We start from the raw sequence: 25137 nt of genomic DNA, 5'->3' as shown, positions 1-25137 counted from the left end.
AAGAAAAGCAAAACAGTAGCAAAACAATAGCAAAACAGATAGCGGATGCTACACGGTGCTGGCAGCGCCGGATTCCACAGAAAACCGCTTGAAAAGCAGAAAAATAAATTTTAAGATTAAGTTAACCAACCCCGGTCTGTTTAACTTAAACAGCAGGTCGTTTTTGATGGGAAATTATAAAAAAAAGACTATGCCCTGTTCAAACTTTCCAGCAACTGTTCGTAGAGATCATCGCTGGCCGCTTGTCTGGGCTTGATTTTCTTAACTGTTGCCCGTTTCCCGGCAGCTTTCGCTTTTATGATCTTCAACAGCTCTTTTGAATAATCATCTTTAAAACTGTCAATGTTAAAAGGGGCAGTATATTGCTTGATTAAAGCCATCCCCACTGACAACTCCTTAGGGTTAATGGTAATCTCTTCCTTTTGTTTAACCTCTTTCGTATCGCGTATTTCTTCCTGAAAACGAATCTTTGTCACCACAATAATTCCATCCAGAGGATGAAGTACACAAAGATTTTCATGGTTACGCAGCACAAAGCGTGCAACTCCTGCTTTATTGGACTTCATTAGCGCCTGAAGCAACAATGCATACGCTTTTTTCCCTTGCATTTCAGGTTGGACAAAATAGGAAGTTTCATAGTACACCGGGTTAATCTCCGTCAGGTCTACGAAATTTTCAATTTCTATGACCTTCGTTTTCTCAGGTTTAACCTCCTCAAAATCATGCTCATTTAACACGACATACCGATCTTTCAAATAATAACCTTTAACAATATGATCAAAGGGCACCTCCTGCTTTGTTTTCTCATTTACCCTTTTAAATTTGATATTGGCATGATCTCTTTCATCCAGCATATCTAAATCCAGGTTACTACTTTGCACTCCTGAGAATAATTTCACAGGGATATTCACCAAACCAAATCCAATAGCGCCTTTCCAGATAGATCTCATATCAGTTAGTTTTAGGTTTTCTTATTCAGGTTTATTTAAATAATACTGATCAATTTGTTCTCCAACCTGATCAACCAATTCTTTGGCAATCAAACCTTCTGCACACCAAACCTTACCTTGCGCAGTTTCCTCCGGCCATACCTGGCCAATGGATGTTTCCTGATCAAACAACTCATACCTTAGGTCTTCCCGATCGGGGATCACTAATAACCTTTCCCATTGACCTTCAATCAGGACCTGAATATCAAATGGCTCCCAGGGTTCTTCTATCTTTCCCATCTTGTTAATTTTTCATTAAAAAAAACTGGTTAATGATACTATTTCAATAACACATCCTCCTTTTTATTGTTTTTAATGATGGCCATGAGGTCGATTCCTTTCCCCAATACCGGCTTAAAAATATCTCCCATTTCATGTGCTCTGGCTACTGCATTGAAAATCGTAAAATCTTTCATTTGCAAGCCTTTTTTCAGTTCCTCCCAATGCAGTGGCATGGAAACAGTTGCACCGGGTTTCGGACGGAGTGAATATGGGGCTGCAATAGTCGCATGAGCCCTGTTTTGCAAGAAGTCAAGGTACATTTTACCTTTTCGTTTAGCCACTACCCGCTCCAGACTGGTGAACTCCGGTAGCGCTCTGTTAACAAGCGTCACAATGATCCTGGCAAATTCTTTACTCTGCTCATAGGTATATTTATTGCCCATTGGAATATAAATATGTAAACCGGTAGAGCCACTCGTTTTGCAGTACGAAGGGACCCCCATATCATCCAAAACGGCTTTAGTGACCTGCGCAGCCTGAATCACCTGTTCAAAAGAAGTTTTATCAGGGTCCAGATCCAGGATACACCAGGTTGGATGATCTGGTTTATGAATGGTACTGTTCCAGGGGTGGAGCTCTATACAGCCCAGGTTAACCATATACAACAAGCTCGCTTCATCATCGCCCAAAAGAAAGTGTTTATCAGCATCATTACCTTCACTGTGGTACAAATAAGTGTGCAACCATTCCGGGGCCATATCTGTCACATCTTTCTGGTAAAAACTTTTGCCGGTAATTCCGTTAGGGTAACGATTTAAAGACTGGGGCCGGTCTACCAGGTAAGGCAATATAAAAGGGGCGATCTGATGGTAATAGTTGATTAAATCACGCTTAGTGATCTTTTCCAGCGGCCAGAATACTTTGTTCAGGTTACTGAATGTCAAAGCGTGTCCATTTATTTTTTTAACCTGTGTTTCTTCTTCAGGAATGAGCAACGTTTTTGGAGCTCCTTTTCTGCCTGCTTTCTCTTTCGTTGCTTCCATATTATTTTTATGAATCACTTTATCCGTGTCTGCTGCATTTTCCATGAGTACATCTTCCGCAGCTTTGTCTCCTCTCATTCCTTCAAAAGAAGGATGTCTCATGACGCCATCTGCTGTCATTTCCGTAAAACTCACCTCGCAGATCAGTTCTGGCTTTAACCAGGTGGCCACTGCTTTCGGAGCATTGTATCGGAAAGGGCTGGTCTTATTCACATCCGGCTCCCTGGCAAACACCGGTTCCGCTATAATTAAGGGCTGAAACTGTTCCATCATTTCCTTCTGGCTTTTAAGACTAAAACCGGTGCCGATCTTTCCGGTATAGCGCAATTTCCCTTTCTCAAAAACCCCGACCAACAGCGAACTAAAAGGCCTGAGACTATCTTCATTTTTAGTAAAACCTCCAATTACCACCTCCTGACGATGATTGGCTTTGATCTTTAACCAATCCTCGCTTCGGTTTCCGCTACGGTACCGGCTATCCATTCGTTTTGCCATGACCCCCTCCAATCCGGCACGCTTTGCCGCATCCAAAAAAGCAATGCCTGAAGTTTCAAAGTACTTACTTATTAACACAGCTGATCCGGGAGGCACAAGTTCCGCAAGAATTGCTTTCCGGTCCAACAGCGGCAGCCCGCTCAGATCGTAGCCCTCATACCATAGTATATCAAAAACATAATACCCCAGTTCTCCATCAGCGTCGCTATGCCAGTTTTGTAAGGCCGCAAAATCAGCGCTGCCCTTTTCATTTAAAACCACTACTTCCCCATCAATAACCGCATTTATTCCCCATTCCTTCAAGGCCTCACAGATGGGGTAAAACCTATCCTTATAAGATTTATCGTTGCGGGATTTAAGTTCCACTTCAGCTTGATGAAGAAAAGCAAGGGCACGATAGCCATCCCATTTGACTTCATAAAGCCAACCGGGTTCGTCGAAAGGTTCATCCACCAGGGTGGCCAACATAGGCTCAACCTGATCAGGAAAAGGGGCCTTAACGGCTTTATTCAGCAAACGCTGAACTTTGTTTCCAGCAGGTTCGATATTGCTGCTTTCATTTTTCAGGACTTTACTGATTTTTTCAGCAGCAGGATCTACAGCTTTATCTTTTGGCCTTTTAGTCTTTCCATAAACCTGATCCGGCTGCTTTTCCATTTGCACAATACTTTTCCCGGAGATGACCGATTTGTCTTTTAAAAGTACGTCTGTTGCTTTCGCATATTTATCGTCCAGCTTCATCAACAACCAGGAATTATCCCCTTTACCATAAGCTTTTACCAGGGCAAAAGCGCCTTTCAATTTCTTGCCGTTGAGTACAAAATGAAGCTTTCCACTATGTAACTGATGGAGCATTTGTTTTTCCTGTTTTTTCAAGTCAGTAGATTCAGGCTCAAAAGGAGTATACGTCCCCTCATCCCATACGATCACGGTTCCTCCACCATACTGTCCTTTAGGGATTATACCTTCAAAATTCCGATAGTCATAAGGATGATCTTCCACCATCATCGCCAGTCGCTTGATTTCAGGATCCGTAGATGGACCTTTTGGAATGGCCCAGCTTTTCAGGACCCCCTCCATTTCCAGACGAAAATCATAATGAAGATGGGAAGCATCATGTTTCTGAACAACAAACCGCAAGGTTTCCCCTGTTCCTTTTCCGCCTTCGGGTTCGGATGTGGCTTTAAAAGAACGTTTCTTCTTATATTCAGTAAGACTCATTTCTTTGAAGGGTTAAATATTCAGGGGATCGATCACCTGTTCACTGAGCGTTCTTCCCTCTAGCGCCATGCCGATATTGATGAGGAATCTTGGGGCCACATGGTGATGATCAGCAGAGCGCCAGGCTCCGGATTGCGCTATGATAAAAAAACTAGCGCCATTTGGATATCTAATCCTCATTCCATGCTTTCCCTGATAGTTTTCAGGTTTCGCGTCCAGGTGTAACAACACCCCTGTTCCAGGTTCTTTTACTTCAATTTGCATAATTATTGAGTTGAGTTAAAGAATTGATGATTTTTCCTTAATCGGATCTTTAAATTTGACAATTGATTCAAATAATCGGATTTTGTGGTTTAATCCCTCCACAATTACCTTGTTTTCTTAAACCCTAAAAACAAGCACAGGAAAGAATGGTTTCTCCAATTTTCGATTTTGACAAAGCAATATCTTGTTCACACGGAGGGCAGTAACAAGCAACATCACACTGTACAACAACCAAATACAAAATAAGTTAGGTTTTAAAAAAGCAAAAAAAAGATTTGCGTAGTTAAATAACTACACGTAAATTAGTAGTCAAATAGCTACACGATGAATTTAAGACGAGACGTATTTCAAGCCCTGGCAGATCCGACCAGAAGAGCCATACTGGTATTGCTTGCCTCCCAATCCATGAGTGCCGGAGCCATAGCAGCCAACTTTGATACGGCCAGACCAACGGTTTCAAAGCATTTGCAAATACTCAGCGAGTGCGAACTGCTGAAACAGGAGCAAAACGGCAGGGAAATTCACTACCATATTAATCCGGAAAAAATGAAAGAAGTGGCCGATTACATTGAACCATTCCGCAAGATGTGGGAAGAGCGTTTCAACAAATTAGAAAACATCATGAAAGGATATAAAAGCGAATAACATGGAACAGAAAACAAAAATTCATGCCGAAGATGGCAAACAGGAATTAGTAATCACCAGGGAATTTGATTTGCCATTGGACTTGCTATTTAAAGCTTATGTGGAACCCGAAATTGTGGCGCAATGGATGGGAACGAAAGTGATCAAACTAGAAAATGAAAATCATGGTAGTTACCGGTTTGAAACCAGCGATGCAACCGGGAAGGTGGTCTTTCAGGCCAATGGGGTAATCCATGAGTGTATTCCAAACCAAAAAATCACGCGGACATTTGAAATGGAGAATTCGCCTTTTGAGACTCAGCTGGAGTTCCTGGAGTTTGAAAAACTTGGCCCTACCACCAGTAAACTCAGCATGCATATCGTCTACAGATCAGTTGCACTCAGAAATCAAATGATGAAATTAGGTTTTGCTCCCGGCCTGAATAGGGCACATAACCGATTGCAGGACATTGCCAACAAATTAAAATAAGCGATCATGGATAAGAGAAATAAAATCATTTATTGGATTGCTACGCTCTGGCTTGCCCTGGGAATGCTATCCACAGGAACAGTACAGTTATTAAAAGTAAAAGCCGAAGTCGATAACATCACACAGTTGGGCTACCCTGTTTATTTCCTGACCCTACTGGGAATCTGGAAAATTTCAGGCGTGATAGCCGTACTAATTCCTAAATTCACCTTACTAAAAGAATGGGCATATGCAGGGTTTTTCTTTGCAATGTCGGGAGCGATATTTTCACAGATTGCATCGGGTAATCCATTGAACAAAATATTCCCTTCATTGTTATTGCTTATCCTGACCGTGTTATCCTGGTATTTCAGAGCTGAGGATAGAAAATTAATTTCAATTCATCGATAAAAACAGAACCAACATGAATAGCAATCAAAAGGAGTTGTCGACAGTACAACGTGAAGAGTTACTTAAAACGTTAAAGGACCGTTTTGAGAAAAACAACAACCGCCATAAGGGTATAACATGGGCTGAAGTACAGGCAAAACTGGAAGCTGATCCTGCAAAACTCTGGTCGCTGGATGAAATGGAGATCTCTGGTGGTGAACCGGATGTCATTGGTTATGATACAAAAACAGGCGAATACATTTTCTATGATTGCGCAGCAGAAAGCCCTAAAGGTCGCAGAAGTATTTGCTACGATTATGAAGCATTGGAATCAAGGAAAGAACATAAGCCGAAAAATAACGCTATTGATATGGCAACAGCGATGGGCATTGAGATTTTAACAGAAGAGGAATATCGGGACCTACAAAAGCTGGGAAAATTCGATTTAAAAACCTCAACCTGGCTGAAAACACCTGCAGAGATCAGAGCACTCGGTGGCGCCATATTTGGGGATAGACGTTATGATCATGTTTTCAAGTATCACAATGGCGCAGACTCTTACTATGCCGCCAGAGGATTCCGTGGTTCGTTAAGGGTTTAAATCTTCAAAAAAGATAAAATTTATGACAACTGACCATAGAAACCCGAAGGTAGACTTTTATTTTACCAAAGCCCAAACCTGGCAGCAGGAACTGGAGCAATTGAGATTGATCGCTCTGGACTGTGGCCTTAATGAAGAATTGAAATGGGGCGTCCCCTGCTATAGTTTAAATGGAAAAAACATTGTTTTAATCCATGATTTTAAAGAATATTGTGCGTTTTTATTTTTCAAAGGAGCCTTATTAAATGATGCTCATGGCATTTTAATCCAACAAACGAAGAATGTACAAGCGGCTCGCCAGGCTCGCTTTAAAAATGTTCTGGAAATTGTTGAGCAAAAGGCCATATTGAAAGCCTATATCTATGAAGCTATTGAACTGGAAAAAGCAGGCTTGAAAGTGGCTTTAAAAAAGACGACAGCATTCCCCGTTGCTGAGGAGTTTGAACATAAATTAACAGCAATTCCGGTATTGAAGACTGCATTTGAAGCATTGACACCAGGAAGGCAACGCGCTTACTTACTTTACTTTTCTGCACCTAAGCAGTCGAAAACCCGGGAATCAAGGGTCGAAAAATGTATCCCTCAGATTCTCCGGGGAAAGGGCTTAAAAGATGAAACCACTTAAAAAAAAACAAAAACATTTGTTAGACCAGAATCCAATCCATACCAAAATCATACTTTAAACGATCTAAAGTATGATTTTACATTTTCAGACCAAAAACCGCCTGCATTTGTTTATTTGGCACATTTTGTTAAATTTGATTACACCAAAATATAGATTTTATGTATCAACTAACTGTAGGTCCGGATCAGGTAAAAGAGACTTTAAGCAAACATATTTTAGCAGATGGCTATGACCTCACCTATGATATAGAGAAAAGCCAGGGCGCTTACATCTACGATTCGAAATACAAAAGAAATTTACTGGATTTCTTTACTTGTTTTGCGTCTGTTCCTTTGGGATATAACCACCCTAAAATGATCAATGATGAAGCATTCAAGAAAAACCTGTTGTTGGCTGCATTATCCAACCCTTCCAATTCTGATGTTTATACGCAACAGTACGCGCAATTTGTAGCTACTTTTTCTAAGATTGGGATTCCTTCCTACCTCCCTCATGCTTTTTTCATTGCCGGTGGTGGTTTAGCCGTTGAAAATGCCATTAAAGTAGCGATGGACTGGAAAGTTCAAAAGAACTTTGCCAAAGGGTATAAAGAAGAGAAAGGTTTTAAAGTCCTTCATTTTGAAAAAGCCTTTCATGGCCGGACAGGATATACACTTAGTTTAACGAATACACTGCCTGATAAAACCAAATGGTTTGCCAAGTTCGACTGGCCAAGGGTTTCTGTACCTACGGTAAGGTTTCCTTTGCAGGATGAAAACCTAAAGAAAGTAATTTCGACAGAAGAAGTATCCATTGCACAGATTAAACAGGCTTTTGCAGAAAATAAAGATGACATCTGTGCGATCATTGTAGAGCCGATTCAGTCGGAAGGTGGCGACAACCATTTGCGCGAAGAGTTTTTGATTCAACTGAAAACCCTTGCCGATGAAAACGAGGCCTTTTTGATTTATGATGAGGTTCAAACCGGTGTCGGCTTAACAGGTAAGTTCTGGTGCCACCAGCATTATAGTGAAAAAGCACGCCCGGATATTCTTGCTTTCGGTAAGAAGATGCAGGTATGTGGGATTTTAGTCGGTGATAAAGTGGATCAGATTGAAACCAATGTCTTCCATGTGCCCTCAAGAATCAATTCCACCTGGGGTGGTAACCTGGTAGACATGGTGCGTTCTACTCAGATTTTACAGATCCTGGAGGAAGATCAGCTTTGCGATAACGCAACAGTTGTAGGTCAGTATCTGAAAGAAAATCTGGAGCAGTTTGCTCAAAAACATGATAAGGTGACCAATGTAAGAGGAAAAGGCTTACTTTGTGCTTTTGACTTCCCAAGCAAAGAAATGCGCAATGCTTTCGTCCAGAAAGGAATGGAAAACAAGGTGATGTTTTTAGGCTGTGGAAACCAGACCATCCGTTTCAGACCATCGCTCTGCATAGAGAAAAAGCATATCGATGAAGGAATGGAGGTGATGAATAAAATTTTACCAACTTTATAATGCGTAATAAAAAGTTTAATATTTTTCTGAGTGTACTGATTTTAGTGTTAGTGGGATGGATGATGAAGGGCACCTTTACCCAACCGGGGATTGACGATCTGAAAGGAGAGTTTAAAGAGGTGGCGCATTACCGGAACGAAAACAATACCGGCCCGATACAATACGTATTTACGGTGACCGTAAAAGACACCCTCTGGTCTGAAATGGAGACTTATGGTAATTTCAAGCCCCACCACAAAGGGGGAAATACCAAAGTTTACTTCTTCATGAAAGGTACAGCGGTTCCAAATCAGTTAAGCCCGGGGAAAGTTAACTTTGACCCTTCTTATAATGGTGCTTGTATTGCCCTTTTCGAAAAAAGCGCAATGGGCAATACAAGTTTAACCAGATACCCTTTCAAATAGGGTTCTCTTATAAAGGCGGCCATAAATCCGTTTAAAACCCGGTTAGACAAACGCAGAAAAGCCGGTAATGGCCCTGCCTACGATTAAAGTATTAATTTCTTTAGTTCCTTCATAAGAGTAAATGGCTTCCGCATCTGCGACGAAACGTGCCACATCATACTCCAGTAAAATCCCGTTTCCACCCATTACTTCTCTTGCCCTGCTCACCACATCTCTGGTACGCATGGAACAGAATACCTTCGCTAAAGAAGCATGCTCGTCGGTTAACAGATTTTGATCCTGAAGTTGCGATAAGCGGAAACAAAGGGTCTGCATGGCCGTCAGGTTAGACAACATTTCCACGAGATGGTTCTGAATCAATTGAAAAGAAGCGATGGGCTTACCGAACTGTTTTCTGGTCCGTGTATAATGTAGCGCACTTTCATAGGCTCCTCTGGCGCAGCCTACCGCCTGCCAGGCCACTCCTGCCCTTGTCATCTTTAACACCTTCGCTGTATCTTTAAAGGAATTTGCATTTTGAAGACGGTCCTCTTCTTCTACCTCACAATTGGTTAGTGTGATCAGTCCGTTCTGCACGATTCTGAGTGCCATTTTATCCATCATTTTCTCTACCGCAAAACCTTTGGTTCCTTTTCTGACCAAAAAGCCTTTTACCTCCTGATCATCCAGGTCTCTGGCCCAGATAATGGTAACATCAGAAAAAGTCGCATTCCCAATCCATTTCTTCTGCCCGTTTAAGATCCATTTATTGCCCTGGCGCTTCGCCGTAGTGGTTAAACCGCCGGCTACTCCTGAGCCAACTTCCGGCTCCGTCAGGCCGAAAGCCCCGATCGTTTTCATCTGCTGCATCCCTGGCAGCCATTCGTCTTTCTGCGCTTCTGAGCCTAACAAATAGATAGAGCCCATCGCCAGTCCGCTTTGCACGCCAAAAAAAGTAGACATAGAGGTATCTACCCTGGCCATTTCCATCGCCAGAATACCCTCCATTAAATTTGATTTATCTGGACAGCCATATCCTTTGTAGGTCAGGCCGCAGATATTGAGCTCCGCAATTCCGGGAATCAGTTCAAAAGGAAATTCTGCTTTCAACCAGTATTTATTGACCACAGGTTTCACTTCCCTCTCCAGAAATTCTCTTACTTTAAGCTGTAAGGCACGGTCTTCGGCTTTTAAAGCTTCCTCACCGAGGTGGTAAAAATCACCTTCAATAGGCGGAAGCTCGCGCTGTTTATGCGATGTTCCGATCATTTTCATGAGCCCTTGCAACTGTGTCTCGTCAAGATTGGATACCGAATCTACAATTTTAGTCAGGTCGACCTTTTTAGAAAGGGCCTCCAGTTTTTGGAAGTCTACACTTTTAAAAAGCGTGTATGCATTTTTAAGGGAAGAAAAGATATTCGCCATATTTTGCTGTTTCTATTTAAAACATCAAAAAGACGATTTTGTTAGTTTTTGAGGAAGACGGCTGCTTTTGAAAAAGAAAGATATCCACCGTTAAAAAACAAAAAAAGCCCTTCTTTGGAAAGAAGAGCCGCTATATGCAATAGAATTAGCTTAAATTGAAAAGGTCATTTACACCGAGCAATTTACGGGAAGTAAAGCCTTCTCCATAAGTAGCGCCAATAGATTTACCAAACTCACGGGCACGACCAATCACGCTGTCGAAGAAGTCCGGTGAAGAGATATAAGTTTCCTGTTCCTCATGATCCGGATTAAAAAACTGTGTTTTAAATGCCTTGATCGAATCAATTTTTATTTGAATATAAGGCGTAATATCGATAATGATATCAGGTTCAATATACCTGTCCTGAATGTATTGCAGCACCAATCTCGGTCTCCAGGCTTCCTGTACCAATCCATCAATTTCGGTATGAATTTTAGGAAGGCCAGATAAGAAACAGGCATCATTACTGAGATCGCCGGCACGTCCATGATCGGGATGTCTGTCGTGGAGCGCATTGGTTAAAATAATTTCCGGCTGATATTTACGGATCATTCTGACGATGGCGAGGCGATGTTCTTCATCATTGGTAAAGAAACCATCTCTGAAACGCAGATTTTCACGGGCATGGATACCCAGAATCTTTGCGGAGTCTGCAGCTTCCGCATCTCTGATTTCTGCGGAGCCTCTTGTACCTAATTCACCTCTGGTAAAATCAATAATTCCCACCTTTTTACCGAGGGCAATGTGTTTTGCTATTGTTCCGGAACAGCCTAATTCTGCGTCGTCCGGGTGAACGGCAAGGACTAATATATCTAATTTCATAACGTATAAAAATTGTGGGCCTGTTGTTATCCCAATCGCTGGATCTTCTTCTTTACTTTGGTGGACAATGGTTTGGTGAAGGGAAAGAAATAGTCCACCACTTCCCCCTGTTTATTGATCAGATACTTATGGAAGTTCCATCTTGGGGTGGAGGACACGTGTCCGTTGAGTTTTTTATCTCCAAGGAATTTAAACAATGGATGGGCATGTGCTCCTCTGACCATTGTTTTCTCAAAGACGGGGAATTCTACCCCATAATTAAGCTCACAGAATTCCTGAATTCCGGCGCCTTCTAAAGGTTCTTGTCTGCCGAAATCATTGGAAGGAAAGGCAAGCACTTCAAAATCCTGAGCTTTCAGTTCTTCCCTCAACTGCTGTAATTCCTTTAGCTGAGGTACAAAACCACAAGCCGAAGCAATATTGACAATTAGTAAGTTTTTATCTTTATAATCTGAAAGGTTCTTTTCTGTTCCACTGATTAATTTTACCTTAAACTGGTGTATACTTTTTGGGTGATCCGACATATTTTACTGGTAAAACCCGGAAGAAAGAATGATTGCCTCGATATCCCGCTCTTCAGATGGGTTGTATTTACTTTTTAGGTTATGGCCAACTACTCTGGCTACTGATTGGTATAAAAAGGCCGTGATGCCTCCTTTAGTTTCTTTTACAATTTCATACGTGGTGCGTCCTACTTCCCGGTCGATCAGTTTCGTCAAAATCTGTCCCTGGGAAATGGTCAGTTCCTTAATCTCTCTGTTAAACATCTCTTTGATCTCTTTATCACACTGTTTAACGAGGCCCTTTTGTGTCTTTTTATCGGTTGCCAGCGCAAGGTCTTTTTCCAGCTGCTCATATCTGCGCTTTGCATACAGCGCATAAGGCATTACCTTCATCACATTGTAACGCAAACGGTTATAAGCAGCACGATCTGCGGGAGTCTTGAATACACGATAGGCATAGATCACCACCTCATTAAGTGGAATCCAGGGGATCATCTCCCCACCTTCATTGGTAGAAGCCACACGAATGGTGTCGTTTTTCCCCAATACAGGGTATTTCACAGTTGCATCACTTGTCTGCGCTTTAGCAGAAGCAGCTGTAATCATGACAATTGACAGAAAAAACAACCTATAAAATTTCATAAATTTATACCTCTTCAAGTTAAGGCTAATTTAATATATACTTTGATTACAAGTCTAAGATATAGTTTTCACCAGGAAAGCTTATCATCCCGGCGTAAATTATACAAATGGAATGCCAATGATCATTACACAAAATGACCGGTTAAGAACGAACAGCAATTAACGATTAGAGAAACTGAAAATTGGATGAATTATTGTGTATGTCAACAGGATCTTTACAAAAAGCTTATATTAATAAAAGTATAGGGGCAATAAACTAGCATTTGAGTAAAATTTTAGGTTCATTTGCCCTTTGAAGCGCGATCCGTAACCGATAATTTACCGAAAAACAATTATAGATTGATGAAGAACACACTAGTGATTGATTTAGAAGCAGAGAAGCAAGAGATCCTGAAGCGATACCGTGCGCTTTTGCGTGCCTGTAAGCCAACACTTCAGAGGGGGGATAAAAAGGAAATCAGAAAGGCATTTGATATGGCATTGGAAAGCCATAAAAATATGCGTAGAAAATCTGGTGAGCCTTATATATACCACCCTATTGCTGTTGCACAGATCGCCGCAGAAGAGATCGGATTAGGAACCACTTCGATTGTATGCGCCTTATTACATGATGTAGTAGAAGATACAGACATCACACTGGAAGATATTGAGCGCGAATTTGGTAAGAAAACTGCCAAAATCATCGATGGTCTGACCAAAATATCCGGTGTTTTTGATTACAACAGCTCTTTACAGGCGGAGAATTTCCGCAAGATGTTACTGACACTGGCGGATGATGTGCGGGTGATTCTGATCAAACTGGCCGATCGTTTACACAATATGCGGACGATGGACTTTATGCCCAGACATAAGCAGTTGAAAATCGCTTCAGAAACCATTTACCTTTACGCTCCCCTGGCCCATCGCCTGGGATTATATGCCATTAAATCTGAGCTGGAAGATCTTTCCATGAAATATCTGGAGCCAGACACTTATAAATACATTGCGACACAACTGAATGAGAAAAAGGCCGAAAGGACTTTATTTATCAAAAGATTTGTGGAGCCAATCAATGAGATCCTGGCGGAACAAGGATTGACGGCCGATATTTATGGCCGCCCGAAATCCATCCATTCCATCTGGAACAAGATGAAAAGTAAAAACATTCCTTTTGAGGAAGTATATGACCTTTTCGCCATCAGGATCATTCTGGACAGTGCTCCGGAAAATGAAAAAGCAGATTGCTGGAAGGCTTATTCTATTGTGACCGATTTATACCGTCCAAATCCGGATCGTTTACGCGACTGGGTCTCCTCTCCAAAAGGAAACGGTTATGAATCACTCCATACTACCGTAATGGGCCCTAAAGGCCAGTGGGTAGAAGTTCAGATCCGTACACAACGGATGAATGAGATTGCTGAAAAAGGATTTGCTGCACACTGGAAATATAAAGAATCCAGCAATGACAATGGTCTGGATCAATGGATCATGAAAGTCAGAGAGATGTTGAACAATCCGGAAGCAAATGCTTTAGACTTCCTGGATGACTTCAAAATGAACCTCTTCTCTGATGAGATTTTCATTTTCACCCCAAAAGGAGCCTTACTTCAATTGCCATTGGGCGCTACTGCATTAGATTTTGCTTTTGAAATTCACACCGATGTAGGTGCCAAATGTATTGGTGCAAAAGTGAACCATAAGCTGGTTCCTTTATCCTACAAATTACAGAATGGAGATCAGGTAGAGATTATCACTTCGAGTAAACAGACGCCAAAAGAAGATTGGCTGAATATTGTGGTGACGGCCAAGGCTAAATCTAAGATCAAGTCTTCATTAAAAGAAGAAAAAAGGAAAATTGCGGATCAGGGTAAAGAAACACTGGAGCGTAAGTTGAAATCATTAAAGATCACTTACAATACAGACAACCTGAACAAGCTGTCTTACTTCTTCAAACTTCCATCTACCCAGGAGCTTTTCATTGCGGTTGCGAAAGGAAAGATTGAGTTGAAAGACCTGAAAGATTACCTGGCTAGTGAAAAAGAGATTGAAAACAGGGGTTCTTCTGAGAAGAGCGACAATCAAAAGATTGAAGCTTTACTGAATAAAGTAAAAGGACCGGAGTCTGACATTCTTTTGATTGGTGAAGACCTTCAAAAGATCGACTACACGCTGGCTGCCTGTTGTAATCCGATCCCTGGTGATGATGTTTTTGGCTTTGTAACGGTAAATGAGGGAATCAAAATCCACCGTACCAATTGTCCGAATGCAGCACAGCTGATGGCCAATTACGGGTACCGCGTGATCAAAGCCAAATGGAACCGTCAGCAGGAGCTCACGTTCTTAACCGGATTGCATATTATCGGAATAGATGACGTAGGTTTGATCAATAATATCACGAAGGTGATTTCCGGAGATTTCAAGGTAAACATGCGTTCTATTACCGTCGACACAGATAATGGCATCTTTGATGGCTCAATTATGGTCTATGTAAATGATAAAGAACACTTAGACAACCTGATCAAAAATCTGTTGGAAGTAAAAGGCGTAACGGCTGTTACCCGTTTTGATGCCTAAAAAAACGAATAAAACATACAGGTATATATAAAAATTGGTACCTTTGAAAGGAGTTTAAAAACTATGTCTACAAACCACAACAGCGAGTTAGTAAGAAAAATTTTCGAAGCTTACCTCGAAAATAAGAGTCTGAGAAAAACACCGGAACGTTTTGCCATCTTAGAAGAAATATATTCCAGAGATGACCATTTCGATGTAGAGACGCTCTATATCCACATGAAAAACCAAAAATATCGTGTTAGCAGAGCTACTGTATACAACACTTTAGAGTTATTGGTTTCCTGTGATCTGGTAACTAAACATCAGTTTGGTAAAAACATGGCGCAGTTTGAGAAATCTTACGGCTATCATCAGCATGACCATATCATTTGTATTGACTGCGGGAAAGTAGTAGAATTCTGCGATCCGCGTATTCATCAGATACAGAGTATGGTTGGTGAATTGCTGAAGTTTGAAATTAAACACCACTCACTGAATCTTTATGGCGTTTGTTTCGATTGCACTGCAAAGAATGCAATGAACAATCAGAATAGCGAAATAAAACATGCAAGTTAACATATCCAATTTATAATATTTCAAATTTAAATAATGACGCAAGTAGACGTGCTTCTGGGCCTGCAATGGGGCGATGAAGGCAAGGGAAAAATTGTTGATGTATTAAGTCCTCAATATGATTTGATAGCTCGTTTTCAAGGCGGTCCGAATGCCGGACATACTTTAGAGTTTGATGGCAAAAAGTTTGTTTTAAATACCATTCCATCAGGTATTTTCAATGAAAAAACAATGAATCTTATTGGTAATGGTGTGGTTATTGACCCGATCATTCTAAAAAGAGAGTTAGACAACCTTAAAGCTGCCGGACATGATCCGATCGCAAAAGGGAAATTGGTTATTGCCCGTAAAGCACATTTGATTTTGCCAACGCACCAATTATTGGATGCTGCAAATGAGCAAAGAATGGGTAAGGACAAAATCGGTTCTACACTAAAAGGTATTGGTCCGACTTATATGGACAAAACCGGTCGTAACGGATTAAGAGTAGGTGATACTACCCTTCCTGATTTCAAGGAACGTTACAACAAATTAGTAGAGAAACATAAAGAGATTCTTTCTCATTATGAATTCGAATACGATCTGACTGAAAAAGAAGCTGCATTCTTTGAAGCAATTGAGTTTATCAAAAGCATTCCTCATGTAGATAGTGAGCATTATGTTAATGGTTTCCTTAAAGAAGGAAAGAAAGTATTGGCAGAAGGTGCACAAGGAACATTATTGGACATCGACTTTGGTTCTTATCCATTTGTAACTTCTTCAAACACGACTACTGCCGGTGCTTGTACTGGTTTAGGTATTGCGCCAAACAGAATCGGCAATGTATATGGTATCTTCAAAGCTTACTGTACACGTGTTGGTGGTGGTCCGTTCCCTACGGAACTGGATGACGAAGTTGGTGAAAACCTACGTCAGGTAGGTCATGAATTCGGAGCAACAACAGGCCGTGCCCGTCGTTGTGGATGGATTGATATCCCTGCATTAAAATACGCGATCATGCTAAACGGAGTAACTGAGCTGATCATGATGAAAGCAGATGTATTGGATGGTTTTGATACCATTTATGCCTGTACGCATTATGAGCACAATGGTGAAACTATTGATTATATGCCATACGACATCATTTCTGTAAAACCTACGCCAGTTTTAAAAGCGATCGCAGGTTGGAAAACTGATGTAACCAAGATCAATAAAGTAGAAGAAATTCCTGCAAACCTTGCTTCTTACATTGCTTTCCTGGAGAAAGAACTGGAAGTACCGGTAAAATATCTTTCTGTTGGACCAGATAGAGTTCAAACCTTAGAATTGATCTAGAAATTATTTTCTGATATCCTAAAGGCGGCCAATGGCCGCCTTTTTTTATACCCGCTTTTCCGTTACCTTTGCAACGAAATGAGCCATCTGGAATTATCGTTATTTAAAAGTAAAGCCCTGCATTGGGCTAATACTTTTGACATCTGCTGCTGTTTAGACTCCAACAATTATACCGACCCTTACGGGAAATTTGATTTTATCATTGCCGCAGGGGCTACACAGGTGCTTTCTAAAGAAATTGGAGGCGCATTTGAAGCCTTACAAGCTTTCTACGAACAGCATAAAACCTGGATGTTCGGTTTATTTAGCTACGACCTGAAGAACGAGAACGAGCAGTTGCAATCCAATCATCCGGACTTTCATCAATTCCCTCCCTTATTTTTCTTTGTCCCCAAATATCTGATCGCCTGGAAAGATGGTCAGGTACAGGTGATTCTTGGAGATCCGCAGCTGCTGGAAGAGATCGCTGATTTTGAAGTCCCGGCTGCAAAAACCTTCCCTCCTGTAGCTATCCAGGCCACAATGGATAAAAACAGCTATTTAGAGAAAATTAAACAGCTGCATCAACACATCAGCCGGGGTGATATTTACGAGGTTACTTATTGTCAGGAATTCTTTGCCGGGAACGCAGAGATCGATCCCTTATATGTATTTGAACAGCTCAATGCGCTGTCTCCTACCCCATTTGCCGGATATTTCAAAATCAATGACAAATATATCCTCTCTGCCAGTCCGGAAAGATTCCTGTGCAAGCGCGGCAACAAGCTGATCTCTCAGCCGATTAAAGGAACTGCAAGACGTAGCAATGAGGCTTTTGCCGATGAACAGATCAAACAGGCCTTAAGTGAGAATATAAAAGAACAGGCGGAGAATGTAATGATTGTGGACCTCGTTCGCAATGACCTTACTAAAAGTGCCTTAAAAGGAAGCGTCAAAGTGGAAGAACTTTTCGGCATTTATAGCTTTCCACAGGTACATCAGATGATTTCTACCATCAGCTGTGAGCTCGATCCTGACTTACATTTCATTGCGGCCATCAGGAATACCTTCCCGATGGGCTCTATGACAGGGGCGCCAAAGATCCGGGCAATGGAACTCATTGAAAAGTATGAACTGAGTAAAAGAGGGGCTTATTCCGGTTCTTTCGGATACATCAGCCCTGCCGGGGAGTTCGATTTCAATGTGATCATCCGCAGCATCCTTTATCAGGAAAGCAACAAACACCTGTCTTTCCAGGTTGGTGGCGCCATCACTTACGCTGCGAATGCTAATGACGAGTATGAAGAATGTATGTTGAAGGCATCCGCCATTATCCAGACACTAACGGCTTAAAATAAAGTTCAGCCCATTAAAAAGGCCGTTACCCGGAGGTAACAGCCTGTTCATTATATTTTAAAATCCGAACTATCTGATCGGTTTCCCGGTGGTAGAGTTCATATAGGTTCTTGCTTCCGGTAAAAGTCGCTGAATCTGCGCGATACGTGTTGCATCAGAAGGGTGAGTACTTAAAAACTCTGATGGTTTTTGAGCACCTGCACTTGCCGCAGACATACGTTGCCAGAAAGAGATTGCATTAGAAGGGTCATATCCGGCCATTGCCATAAAGATCAGTCCTAATTTATCCGCTTCCAGCTCTTGCTTTCTTGAGTTTGGTAACAATACAAAACCTTGTGCGCCCAAACCATAAGCCTGGTTGATGATGGACTGAGCCATCTGAGATTTCCCTGCCGTAGCTGCGCCTAAAAGACTGCCTCCAGCCTGAGCTAAAGTAGCCTGAGAAGCTCTTTCTGAGGAGTGCTGTGCAATCGCGTGTGCGATCTCATGCCCCATAATCGTCGCTAAGCCTGCATCATCCTTCGCAACTGGTAAGATACCGCTGTAAACAGCTACTTTACCCCCTGGCATACACCAGGCATTTACCTCTTTACTATCAATCAGGTTAAATTCCCAGTTGAAGCCATTAATCTGGTCGGCATAACCATTGGCATTCATATATTTCGTAACCGCAGCCTGAATTTTCTGCCCTACTCTTTTCACTCTTGCAGCATCTGCATTGTTGAGCACCTTAGTTTTAGGATCTCTCAATAAAGCGCTATAGCTTTGAGCAGCCACACCCTGCATTTCACTTTCACTCACAATACTCAGTCTGCTACGTCCGGTTAATGGAACAGTGGAACACGAGGAGATGGAAAGCATCGCCGCTGCAATGACCGTTAAATTTAAAGCTTTCATGAATTCTTTGTTTTAGGTTGTTTTCTTTTTAAACAGGTAAACTTTGGATTCTTTGCCCATGAGGAGTCGCTCAAGATTCTTTTGATGTGTGACCAGAATAAGTATACAAACACACATTCCATACAATACTTCCGATTTAATGGAAGAATGAAGAATGAATATAATGCTCAATGGGAAGGTAAATCCTGCACATATGGAGCTTAAAGACACATATTTGGTCGTTAAAAGCACGACTACAAAAACAAGAACACAAAACATCGCTGCCGGAAAGTTAACTGCCAAAATCATTCCAAAAAGTGTGGCAACCCCTTTACCTCCCCTAAAGCCTGCAAATATCGGGAACAAATGTCCCATTACAGCAGTTACTCCGAGTGCAAGTTCATAGTTGATAAATTGAGAAGAGTTTTGAGGCCCCGTAACGGATAGCCCTATAAAATAGGCAAGTTTAGTTGCGGTATAGCCTTTGGCGATATCTATCGTCATCACGGCAAGCCCTGCACGTTTCCCCAATACCCTGAAAGTATTGGTTGCACCGGCATTTCCACTACCATACTCCCTCACGTCGACACCGTAAAATGCTTGTCCGAGCCATACCGCAGTTGGTATAGACCCAAATAAATATGCTAAAATTACTGCTGATATAGAATAGACCGAAATCATTAACTACAATTATAGTAAAAAAACAGAATCAAATTCTGATGAATTAGGTTGTTTAACATGCTTTCAAACTCATGTCTAAACTTTTAACAGAGTGGGTTAAAGCGCCCATAGATATAAAATCTACCCCACAAGCCGCGTATTCGGCTACATTTTCTTCGGTTATTCCACCAGAGGCCTCTGTCACAAATCTACCATCAATTATCTTTACCGCTTCTCTTAAATCCGCAAAACTAAAGTTATCTAACATAATTCTGTCTACACCTCTGTTTGTTAAAACATCATTTAACTCAGAAAGGTTTCTCACTTCTATCTCTATCTGCAAATCTTTTTGCTGATCCGCTAAATATTGATTGGCAGCTTTGATCGCATTAGCGATTCCACCGGCATAATCTACATGGTTGTCCTTAATCAGGATCATATCGTATAAACCGATACGGTGATTAACTCCACCACCAATTACAACCGCCCATTTCTCCAGATACCTTAATCCAGGTGTGGTTTTGCGGGTATCTAACAGCTTTGTAGAATATCCAGCCAGCAGGCCAACGATATGATTGGTTTTTGTGGCGATACCACTCATCCTTTGCATACAGTTTAAAACCAGTCGCTCGGCCAGCAAAATAGCATGGACACTCCCTGAAACCGTCAGTGCAATATCTCCATATTTCACTGCTGTACCGTCTGTAATGTTCACTGTGACTACTAATTTATCGTCTATATAGTTGAAAATCGCTACTGCAAGTTCTACTCCGGCAATAATTCCATCCTCTTTAATGAGCAATTTTGCTTTGCCTTGTGCATTGGCAGGAATGGTAGAAAGTGAAGTATGATCTCCATCGCCTAAATCTTCGGCAACAGCGTTTTTTATGAATTGATCTATGATTTGCTTATCCAAAACTTAAAATTAAACCCAAAAATAGCATTTTTACTATTATTTATCCGGCTCTATTCTCAATTCCGTAATAAAAAAAGCATTATTAGATTTTTTCATGGTGATGGAAACGCGGAATTTCCCATTCTTAGTCTGTAGCAAAAGGATGCCAAATCTAAAGTTCGGATTGGCATTAATGGTATGTATAACCGATGATTTTAAAGGAGGATATTTGGTAAAGAAATTCCTTAAGATCTGTTCTGCCTGTGCTTTTGAGTAGACATCTTCTTCATCGATGATGATAAGCTCCAGAGAGGACGAAAAATTTACAGCCACTTCTTTAGCATTTCCTGCTTTAAAATAACCGGAAAGATTGTCAATAATATCGCTTTGAATAGCAATAGCAGAGGAAAAAGAGGTAAATAGAATCGTAAAAAAAAGTAAGGGCTTCATATTCTCTATATAGCTAACGAGTCAATGTTACATAAATTATGCCATTATTGACCGTAGCAACGAAAACAAAGATACTACAGTTGAATTACAATTAGGCTCAAAAAAAACACACAATACGCTTATATTTGTTAGATTGATACACAATCGTACGACATATATTAAAAGTAATTCAAGATGAATAATAAAAAATTAGTTCTACTTATTCTTGACGGCTGGGGCTACGGGAACCAGGATAGTTCCGATGCCGCTTATGCAGCCAACACTCCTTTCTTTGACTCTTTATTAAAAAATTATCCTAATTCCAGGTTGGAAGCTTCGGGTGTAGCGGTAGGATTACCGGCCGGACAAATGGGAAACTCGGAAGTTGGACACATGAATTTAGGTGCAGGCAGAGTGGTTTATCAGGAACTAGGCAGGATTAATAAGGCAATAGAAGACAGAACGCTTCACCAAAACCCGGTGTTGCTGGATGCCTTTAACCATGCTAAACAAAATAATAAGGCGGTTCATTTCATCGGATTGGTTTCTGATGGAGGGGTACACGCCCATATCAATCACCTTAAAGCTTTATGCGATGCAGCCGGCGAACAAGGATTGAGCGATGTCTTTGTACACGCTTTCTTAGACGGTAGAGATACTGATCCAAATTCCGGACTGAACTTTATTAAAGACCTTGAGCATCACCTGGAAAGTTCTACAGGTAAAATTGCCAGTTTAATTGGCCGTTATTATGCAATGGATAGAGATTCACGTTGGGAAAGGGTAAAACTTGCCTATGACCTGATGACTAAAGGTGTTGGACAACCTACCAGCAATCCGGTAATGGCTATTGAGCAATCTTATAGCGAAGGCATCACGGATGAGTTTACCAAACCAATTGTAGTTACTCAGCCTGATGGCAATCCGGTAGCAACGATACAACCTGGTGACGTCGTGATCTGTTTCAATTACAGAACAGACAGAGGTAGAGAAATTACTGCGGCATTGACCCAGAATGATTATCCTGATTTCGATATGCACAAATTGCCATTGTACTATGTGACGATGACAACTTATGATGAAAATTTCGAAAACGTAAAGGTAGTTTTCACCAAAGACGATCTTACAGAAACTTTAGGAGAAGTATTAGAGAAAAACCACAAGAACCAGATCCGTATTGCGGAGACGGAAAAATACCCTCACGTTACTTTCTTCTTCTCTGGTGGCAGAGAGTTAGAGTTTGAAAACGAAAAGAGAATACTTATTCCATCTCCAAAGGTGGCTACTTATGACTTGCAACCAGAAATGAGTGCGGCAGGAATTACAGAAGCCATCAGTAAAGAGCTGGAATCCGGCTGGCCTGATTTTGTTTGTCTGAATTTTGCCAATCCGGATATGGTAGGTCATACCGGTGTTTTTGAAGCTGTAATTAAAGCCGTAGAAACTGCGGATAGCTGTGCAGAGATCGTGGTAAAAAAAGGAATCGAGAACGGTTACTCTTTCATCATTCTTGCGGATCACGGAAATTCAGAATACATGCGTAATGCAGATGGATCGGTTAATACAGCCCATACCACCAACCTTGTTCCCTGCATTTTAATTGACAATGATTATAAAACCATCGCTGATGGAAAACTTGGCGACATCGCCCCTACGATCTTAAAGATCATGGGTATTGAGAAACCAGCGATCATGACCGGTAATTGCCTGGTATAATGAGAAACAATTTGTTATTATGTGCTTTTCTTTTGTTGTGTTTTGGCTGTGGAGACCCTGCCGTTACCCAACAAAAGGAGGCACATCCTTATTTCGATCTTAAAGGATATTTTGCCGGAGAAGCGACCAGGTTAAGTCGTGGGAAACCGATGATTCATAAAACAGTGGTTGTCAATGATTCCACGGAAAGCAAAGATCTGGTGATTCAGGACTGGCCAAAAGAATTGAGCATTTTCTCTGATGCCGACCTTAACAAATCGGCATGGAAAGGGCTGTTCCAGGTTAAGAAAACGGATACCCTGGAGTTATACACTTCCAACAATGAAAAAGTTCCGGTGAAAGAACTAAAAGTGATCAAAAGAAAGGGCCGGGTTTACGGTCTTCAGGTGCTGATCCGCAATTCAAATACCTTGTACACTTCTTCAGATACGCTCAGCTATTTCCCGGATAGTTTATATGACGTCAAAAAGGACCAGCAGATCAGGTTGCTTGCTGAAAAGAATTACCGGATCACCGGAAAATTCAAATAGGGAAATCCCGAATTTCCACAAATCTTAACAATTTAATGATCAAAAATCCCTCTTCGGAATCTTTCCGGAGCGGGATTTCCTATACCGGAACCTGAAAAGGCCTGGCATGATAATAGGCTTATTCTCCTTGTAAACATCAGGCGTTTATCGAGCAAAACGTCTGATACAAGCAAGAGCGTCTCTTTTATGGCTTACATCTAAATGGTTTATATACAACCTGATAACTGCATTGTCAGATTTCGGGAAATAAATTCCTCATTTCATGTATTCATATCAGCGGTATAAATTCAGTTAAGACTTTGATCCCTTGAAAAATGGCAACAATACAGTCATACTTGAACAAATACAGGAAAACATTTTTATATGTTATTCCCGCTGATTATAATTTCACGCTTTTCAGGATCAGTCCCTGGAGGCTGAATTTATTTAGAGATACGATTATGTATTGCTTTCCATTAGGCATAATCAGTGTCCTTTTGTTTTTGGTAAATGAGCTCGTCAATGGAAAAGTATTCTTTCCGGTATTTATGGTGGTTGTTATCATTTCTCTTATGGGCTTTGTAGTAAATAGAAAAATTAAGCTGGATTACAGGATGGTCCTTGTGGTTGCTTTCCTATACCTGATCGCGACAATGTACCTGCTGTTTGTAGGTTCTGATGGCCCTGGTGCGCTGTACTTACTGATCATCACCTTTTTTACGGCAATGATCTTTCCAACAAAAGCCACTTTCATTCCTTTAGTCGTCAATATCCTCATTTGTGCTTTGATTGGTCTCATCATCGAGTTTAAACCTTTCCCCAATGCATTATCCGATACCTATAACCTTCCTTTATGGATTGCCTATTCCTGGAACTTCATTTTTGTCAGCTTTGTGAGTGTATTTATGATCAGTACCATACTCAATGGCTTTGAAAAAACCAGAGTTAAAGAAGCGGTGCTGGTAAAAAAGCTGGATGCCTCGGAACGCTATTACCGGAATATTTTTGATGCCAATCCGGTACCCATGTATATTTTCGAGTTAACTACCGGCAATTTCCTGAAGGTGAATGATGCCGCAGTAAAGAAATACGGATATTCCCAGGAAGAATTTATGTCGATGAACATCACGAAGATCAGACCTACCTCTGAAATCAGCAAGCTGATGGACATCTTTAGTACCATTAAAACCAGGGAATATTCAGGAATCCTGACCCATATGGATAAAAGCGGGAAGCTGTTTCCGGTAGAGATAGACACCACAATTGTGAACATAGAGGGGATAGATGCACGCCTGGTATTAGCTACAGATGTCTCGAAAAGAATGAATTATGTGCGGATGATCGAAAAGCAAAATCAGGACTTAAAGGATATTGCCTGGATTCAGAGCCATAAAGTGAGGGCCCCATTAACGAATATCATGAGCTTAACGGAAATGATGCTGCAACAGCCACATGGCGACCATATGGATTTACTTTATATGTTAAAAGACTCTACAGCGCAATTGAATGAGTCTATAGCCTCTATTGTAAACCAGGCGGAAGGCCAGCAGCCTTTGCCACCAGAATGAATGGCAACAGCAGTCTGATAAAAATCACCGGAATCGCATTGTATAATTAAACAGAATGATAACCAACCAATAAATATAATCCAATGAAAAAATTTTATCTGATAGATGACGACACTATTTTCGTTTTTTTAACTAGAAAGACGTTGCAGGTTGCCAATCTAAGTACCGACCTAACCGTCTTTGAAGATGGAAAAAAAGCTTTATTAGATTTGGAGTTGAGTGCAGATCAGCCGGATTTATTGCCAGATGTAATCTTTCTGGATTTGAATATGCCCGTATTGGATGGCTGGGGATTCCTGGATGAGTATTTATTACTGGAGCCGAAGATGAGTAAGAAAATTGAGATTTACATCGTTTCTTCATCAATCTCACCATCAGAGCTGGAGCGTTCTCAAAGCATCCCCGTGGTTACAGACTTCCTCACTAAGCCATTGAGCCGTTCCAAATTTGTAGAAATATTTGACGGGGAAACCGTATAAAAA

27 protein-coding genes are annotated in these 25137 nt (G+C 41.2%); 15 read left to right on the top strand and 12 right to left on the bottom strand.

Going from position 1 to position 25137, the window contains the following annotated elements; translation table 11 throughout:
* Positions 1 to 188: 188 nt before the first annotated feature.
* The 4 genes from OQX61_RS10955 to OQX61_RS10940 are packed head-to-tail and all read right to left on the bottom strand — an operon-like array spanning position 189 to position 4234.
* On the bottom strand, positions 189 to 950 hold the full coding sequence (locus tag OQX61_RS10955) for a Ku protein (RefSeq protein WP_265841712.1): 762 nt from the start codon (positions 948 to 950) through the stop codon (positions 189 to 191).
* Between the two features lie 21 nt (positions 951 to 971).
* On the bottom strand, positions 972 to 1229 hold the full coding sequence (locus OQX61_RS10950; protein WP_265841711.1) for a hypothetical protein: 258 nt from the start codon (positions 1227 to 1229) through the stop codon (positions 972 to 974).
* Between the two features lie 38 nt (positions 1230 to 1267).
* A complete protein-coding gene (gene ligD / locus OQX61_RS10945; protein ID WP_265841709.1) occupies positions 1268 to 3970 on the bottom strand; it encodes a DNA ligase D in 2703 nt (900 codons plus the stop codon).
* Positions 3971 to 3982: 12 nt separating this feature from the next.
* Positions 3983 to 4234 (bottom strand): hypothetical protein, encoded by a 252-nt coding sequence (locus OQX61_RS10940; protein ID WP_265841708.1) that lies wholly within the window; start codon positions 4232 to 4234, stop codon positions 3983 to 3985.
* A gap of 324 nt (positions 4235 to 4558) precedes the next feature.
* On the opposite strand from OQX61_RS10940, the gene OQX61_RS10935 reads away from it, so the two are divergent.
* The 7 genes from OQX61_RS10935 (at position 4559) to OQX61_RS10905 (ending at position 8837) form a co-directional block, all read left to right on the top strand.
* The gene (locus tag OQX61_RS10935; RefSeq protein ID WP_265841707.1) at positions 4559 to 4879 is read left to right on the top strand and encodes a metalloregulator ArsR/SmtB family transcription factor; all 321 of its coding nucleotides are present in this window, start codon (positions 4559 to 4561) and stop codon (positions 4877 to 4879) included.
* A gap of 1 nt (position 4880) precedes the next feature.
* The gene (locus OQX61_RS10930; RefSeq protein WP_265841706.1) at positions 4881 to 5348 is read left to right on the top strand and encodes an SRPBCC domain-containing protein; all 468 of its coding nucleotides are present in this window, start codon (positions 4881 to 4883) and stop codon (positions 5346 to 5348) included.
* A gap of 6 nt (positions 5349 to 5354) precedes the next feature.
* Positions 5355 to 5738 (top strand): DoxX family protein, encoded by a 384-nt coding sequence (locus tag OQX61_RS10925; RefSeq protein ID WP_265841705.1) that lies wholly within the window; start codon positions 5355 to 5357, stop codon positions 5736 to 5738.
* Between the two features lie 13 nt (positions 5739 to 5751).
* Positions 5752 to 6318, top strand: a complete 567-nt coding sequence (locus tag OQX61_RS10920; RefSeq protein WP_265841704.1) for a DUF4256 domain-containing protein — start codon at positions 5752 to 5754, stop codon at positions 6316 to 6318.
* A gap of 22 nt (positions 6319 to 6340) precedes the next feature.
* The gene (locus OQX61_RS10915; RefSeq protein ID WP_265841702.1) at positions 6341 to 6943 is read left to right on the top strand and encodes a DUF1801 domain-containing protein; all 603 of its coding nucleotides are present in this window, start codon (positions 6341 to 6343) and stop codon (positions 6941 to 6943) included.
* Positions 6944 to 7101: 158 nt separating this feature from the next.
* Positions 7102 to 8433 (top strand): L-lysine 6-transaminase, encoded by a 1332-nt coding sequence (gene lat / locus OQX61_RS10910; RefSeq protein WP_265841701.1) that lies wholly within the window; start codon positions 7102 to 7104, stop codon positions 8431 to 8433.
* Entirely contained in the window at positions 8433 to 8837 is a 405-nt protein-coding gene (locus tag OQX61_RS10905) for a hypothetical protein (protein WP_265841700.1), read from the top strand. Before lat ends, OQX61_RS10905 begins: the two co-directional genes overlap by 1 nt.
* 42 nt (positions 8838 to 8879) lie before the next feature.
* On the opposite strand, the gene OQX61_RS10900 is transcribed toward OQX61_RS10905, so the two are convergent.
* The 4 genes from OQX61_RS10900 to OQX61_RS10885 form a co-directional block, all read right to left on the bottom strand.
* Entirely contained in the window at positions 8880 to 10241 is a 1362-nt protein-coding gene (locus tag OQX61_RS10900) for an acyl-CoA dehydrogenase family protein (protein WP_265841699.1), read from the bottom strand.
* Positions 10242 to 10386: 145 nt separating this feature from the next.
* Positions 10387 to 11103, bottom strand: coding sequence for a bacillithiol biosynthesis deacetylase BshB1 (bshB1, locus tag OQX61_RS10895; protein ID WP_265841698.1), 717 nt, complete (start codon positions 11101 to 11103; stop codon positions 10387 to 10389).
* Positions 11104 to 11129: 26 nt separating this feature from the next.
* Positions 11130 to 11627 carry a glutathione peroxidase gene (locus tag OQX61_RS10890; protein WP_265841697.1) on the bottom strand — a complete coding sequence of 166 codons (498 nt, stop codon included), beginning with the start codon at positions 11625 to 11627 and terminating at the stop codon, positions 11130 to 11132.
* Positions 11628 to 11630: 3 nt separating this feature from the next.
* Positions 11631 to 12248, bottom strand: a complete 618-nt coding sequence (locus OQX61_RS10885) for a DUF4294 domain-containing protein (RefSeq protein WP_265841696.1) — start codon at positions 12246 to 12248, stop codon at positions 11631 to 11633.
* A 342-nt stretch (positions 12249 to 12590) separates the two neighbouring features.
* Here OQX61_RS10885 and OQX61_RS10880 point away from each other — a divergent pair, with 342 nt between their 5' ends.
* The 4 genes from OQX61_RS10880 to OQX61_RS10865 all read left to right on the top strand — a co-directional run bounded on the left by OQX61_RS10880 (position 12591) and on the right by OQX61_RS10865 (position 17999).
* Entirely contained in the window at positions 12591 to 14801 is a 2211-nt protein-coding gene (locus tag OQX61_RS10880) for a bifunctional (p)ppGpp synthetase/guanosine-3',5'-bis(diphosphate) 3'-pyrophosphohydrolase (RefSeq protein ID WP_265841695.1), read from the top strand.
* A gap of 63 nt (positions 14802 to 14864) precedes the next feature.
* A complete protein-coding gene (locus OQX61_RS10875; RefSeq protein WP_182960211.1) occupies positions 14865 to 15356 on the top strand; it encodes a transcriptional repressor in 492 nt (163 codons plus the stop codon).
* A 33-nt stretch (positions 15357 to 15389) separates the two neighbouring features.
* Positions 15390 to 16667, top strand: coding sequence for an adenylosuccinate synthase (locus OQX61_RS10870; protein ID WP_265841694.1), 1278 nt, complete (start codon positions 15390 to 15392; stop codon positions 16665 to 16667).
* A 78-nt stretch (positions 16668 to 16745) separates the two neighbouring features.
* Positions 16746 to 17999, top strand: coding sequence for an anthranilate synthase component I family protein (locus tag OQX61_RS10865; RefSeq protein WP_265841693.1), 1254 nt, complete (start codon positions 16746 to 16748; stop codon positions 17997 to 17999).
* Between the two features lie 72 nt (positions 18000 to 18071).
* Here OQX61_RS10865 and OQX61_RS10860 read toward each other — a convergent pair whose 3' ends face one another.
* Genes OQX61_RS10860 through OQX61_RS10845 form a run of 4 tightly spaced genes read right to left on the bottom strand, consistent with a single transcriptional unit; the run spans position 18072 to position 20883 of the window.
* Positions 18072 to 18899, bottom strand: a complete 828-nt coding sequence (locus OQX61_RS10860) for a M48 family metallopeptidase (protein WP_265841692.1) — start codon at positions 18897 to 18899, stop codon at positions 18072 to 18074.
* Positions 18900 to 18911: 12 nt separating this feature from the next.
* Entirely contained in the window at positions 18912 to 19559 is a 648-nt protein-coding gene (gene plsY / locus OQX61_RS10855) for a glycerol-3-phosphate 1-O-acyltransferase PlsY (RefSeq protein ID WP_265841691.1), read from the bottom strand.
* Positions 19560 to 19611: 52 nt separating this feature from the next.
* Complete coding sequence (gene nadC, locus OQX61_RS10850; RefSeq protein ID WP_265841690.1) at positions 19612 to 20454, bottom strand: carboxylating nicotinate-nucleotide diphosphorylase; 843 nt, start codon at positions 20452 to 20454, stop codon at positions 19612 to 19614.
* Positions 20455 to 20490: 36 nt separating this feature from the next.
* Complete coding sequence (locus tag OQX61_RS10845) at positions 20491 to 20883, bottom strand: DUF4783 domain-containing protein (protein ID WP_265841689.1); 393 nt, start codon at positions 20881 to 20883, stop codon at positions 20491 to 20493.
* 174 nt (positions 20884 to 21057) lie between these two features.
* On the opposite strand from OQX61_RS10845, the gene gpmI reads away from it, so the two are divergent.
* From gpmI to OQX61_RS10825, 4 genes are all read left to right on the top strand, one after another.
* Positions 21058 to 22578: a 2,3-bisphosphoglycerate-independent phosphoglycerate mutase gene (gene gpmI, locus OQX61_RS10840; RefSeq protein ID WP_265841688.1), complete on the top strand. Its 1521-nt coding sequence runs from the start codon at positions 21058 to 21060 to the stop codon at positions 22576 to 22578.
* Positions 22578 to 23108 (top strand): hypothetical protein, encoded by a 531-nt coding sequence (locus tag OQX61_RS10835; protein WP_265841687.1) that lies wholly within the window; start codon positions 22578 to 22580, stop codon positions 23106 to 23108. The genes gpmI and OQX61_RS10835 overlap by 1 nt, the downstream gene beginning before the upstream one ends.
* Before the next feature lie 314 nt (positions 23109 to 23422).
* The gene (locus OQX61_RS10830) at positions 23423 to 24655 is read left to right on the top strand and encodes a PAS domain S-box protein (RefSeq protein WP_322973568.1); all 1233 of its coding nucleotides are present in this window, start codon (positions 23423 to 23425) and stop codon (positions 24653 to 24655) included.
* An 83-nt stretch (positions 24656 to 24738) separates the two neighbouring features.
* Positions 24739 to 25134, top strand: a complete 396-nt coding sequence (locus OQX61_RS10825) for a response regulator (RefSeq protein ID WP_265841685.1) — start codon at positions 24739 to 24741, stop codon at positions 25132 to 25134.
* Positions 25135 to 25137: the final 3 nt, after the last annotated feature.

Source organism: Pedobacter sp. PLR, assembly GCF_026239675.1.
Classification (GTDB): Bacteria; Bacteroidota; Bacteroidia; order Sphingobacteriales; family Sphingobacteriaceae; genus Pedobacter.
Note: the sequence above shows the minus strand (reverse complement) of the source record. Positions and strands in the feature narration are given on the sequence as shown.

Bases quoted from the DNA above. Each gene is read 5' to 3' on its own strand.
- OQX61_RS10830 (WP_322973568.1), top strand. From the start codon at position 23,423: ATGGCAACAATACAGTCATACTTGAACAAATACAGGAAAACATTTTTA.
- OQX61_RS10900 (WP_265841699.1), bottom strand. From the start codon at position 10,241: ATGGCGAATATCTTTTCTTCCCTTAAAAATGCATACACGCTTTTTAAA.
- OQX61_RS10955 (WP_265841712.1), bottom strand. From the start codon at position 950: ATGAGATCTATCTGGAAAGGCGCTATTGGATTTGGTTTGGTGAATATC.
- OQX61_RS10935 (WP_265841707.1), top strand. From the start codon at position 4,559: ATGAATTTAAGACGAGACGTATTTCAAGCCCTGGCAGATCCGACCAGA.
- plsY (WP_265841691.1), bottom strand. From the start codon at position 19,559: ATGATTTCGGTCTATTCTATATCAGCAGTAATTTTAGCATATTTATTT.
- OQX61_RS10920 (WP_265841704.1), top strand. From the start codon at position 5,752: ATGAATAGCAATCAAAAGGAGTTGTCGACAGTACAACGTGAAGAGTTA.
- gpmI (WP_265841688.1), top strand. From the start codon at position 21,058: ATGAATAATAAAAAATTAGTTCTACTTATTCTTGACGGCTGGGGCTAC.
- OQX61_RS10885 (WP_265841696.1), bottom strand. From the start codon at position 12,248: ATGAAATTTTATAGGTTGTTTTTTCTGTCAATTGTCATGATTACAGCT.
- OQX61_RS10835 (WP_265841687.1), top strand. From the start codon at position 22,578: ATGAGAAACAATTTGTTATTATGTGCTTTTCTTTTGTTGTGTTTTGGC.
- OQX61_RS10950 (WP_265841711.1), bottom strand. From the start codon at position 1,229: ATGGGAAAGATAGAAGAACCCTGGGAGCCATTTGATATTCAGGTCCTG.
- OQX61_RS10890 (WP_265841697.1), bottom strand. From the start codon at position 11,627: ATGTCGGATCACCCAAAAAGTATACACCAGTTTAAGGTAAAATTAATC.
- OQX61_RS10925 (WP_265841705.1), top strand. From the start codon at position 5,355: ATGGATAAGAGAAATAAAATCATTTATTGGATTGCTACGCTCTGGCTT.
- OQX61_RS10905 (WP_265841700.1), top strand. From the start codon at position 8,433: ATGCGTAATAAAAAGTTTAATATTTTTCTGAGTGTACTGATTTTAGTG.
- OQX61_RS10845 (WP_265841689.1), bottom strand. From the start codon at position 20,883: ATGAAGCCCTTACTTTTTTTTACGATTCTATTTACCTCTTTTTCCTCT.
- OQX61_RS10825 (WP_265841685.1), top strand. From the start codon at position 24,739: ATGAAAAAATTTTATCTGATAGATGACGACACTATTTTCGTTTTTTTA.
- OQX61_RS10915 (WP_265841702.1), top strand. From the start codon at position 6,341: ATGACAACTGACCATAGAAACCCGAAGGTAGACTTTTATTTTACCAAA.
- OQX61_RS10870 (WP_265841694.1), top strand. From the start codon at position 15,390: ATGACGCAAGTAGACGTGCTTCTGGGCCTGCAATGGGGCGATGAAGGC.
- OQX61_RS10880 (WP_265841695.1), top strand. From the start codon at position 12,591: ATGAAGAACACACTAGTGATTGATTTAGAAGCAGAGAAGCAAGAGATC.
- OQX61_RS10940 (WP_265841708.1), bottom strand. From the start codon at position 4,234: ATGCAAATTGAAGTAAAAGAACCTGGAACAGGGGTGTTGTTACACCTG.
- lat (WP_265841701.1), top strand. From the start codon at position 7,102: ATGTATCAACTAACTGTAGGTCCGGATCAGGTAAAAGAGACTTTAAGC.
- OQX61_RS10875 (WP_182960211.1), top strand. From the start codon at position 14,865: ATGTCTACAAACCACAACAGCGAGTTAGTAAGAAAAATTTTCGAAGCT.
- OQX61_RS10865 (WP_265841693.1), top strand. From the start codon at position 16,746: ATGAGCCATCTGGAATTATCGTTATTTAAAAGTAAAGCCCTGCATTGG.
- OQX61_RS10860 (WP_265841692.1), bottom strand. From the start codon at position 18,899: ATGAAAGCTTTAAATTTAACGGTCATTGCAGCGGCGATGCTTTCCATC.
- bshB1 (WP_265841698.1), bottom strand. From the start codon at position 11,103: ATGAAATTAGATATATTAGTCCTTGCCGTTCACCCGGACGACGCAGAA.
- ligD (WP_265841709.1), bottom strand. From the start codon at position 3,970: ATGAGTCTTACTGAATATAAGAAGAAACGTTCTTTTAAAGCCACATCC.
- OQX61_RS10930 (WP_265841706.1), top strand. From the start codon at position 4,881: ATGGAACAGAAAACAAAAATTCATGCCGAAGATGGCAAACAGGAATTA.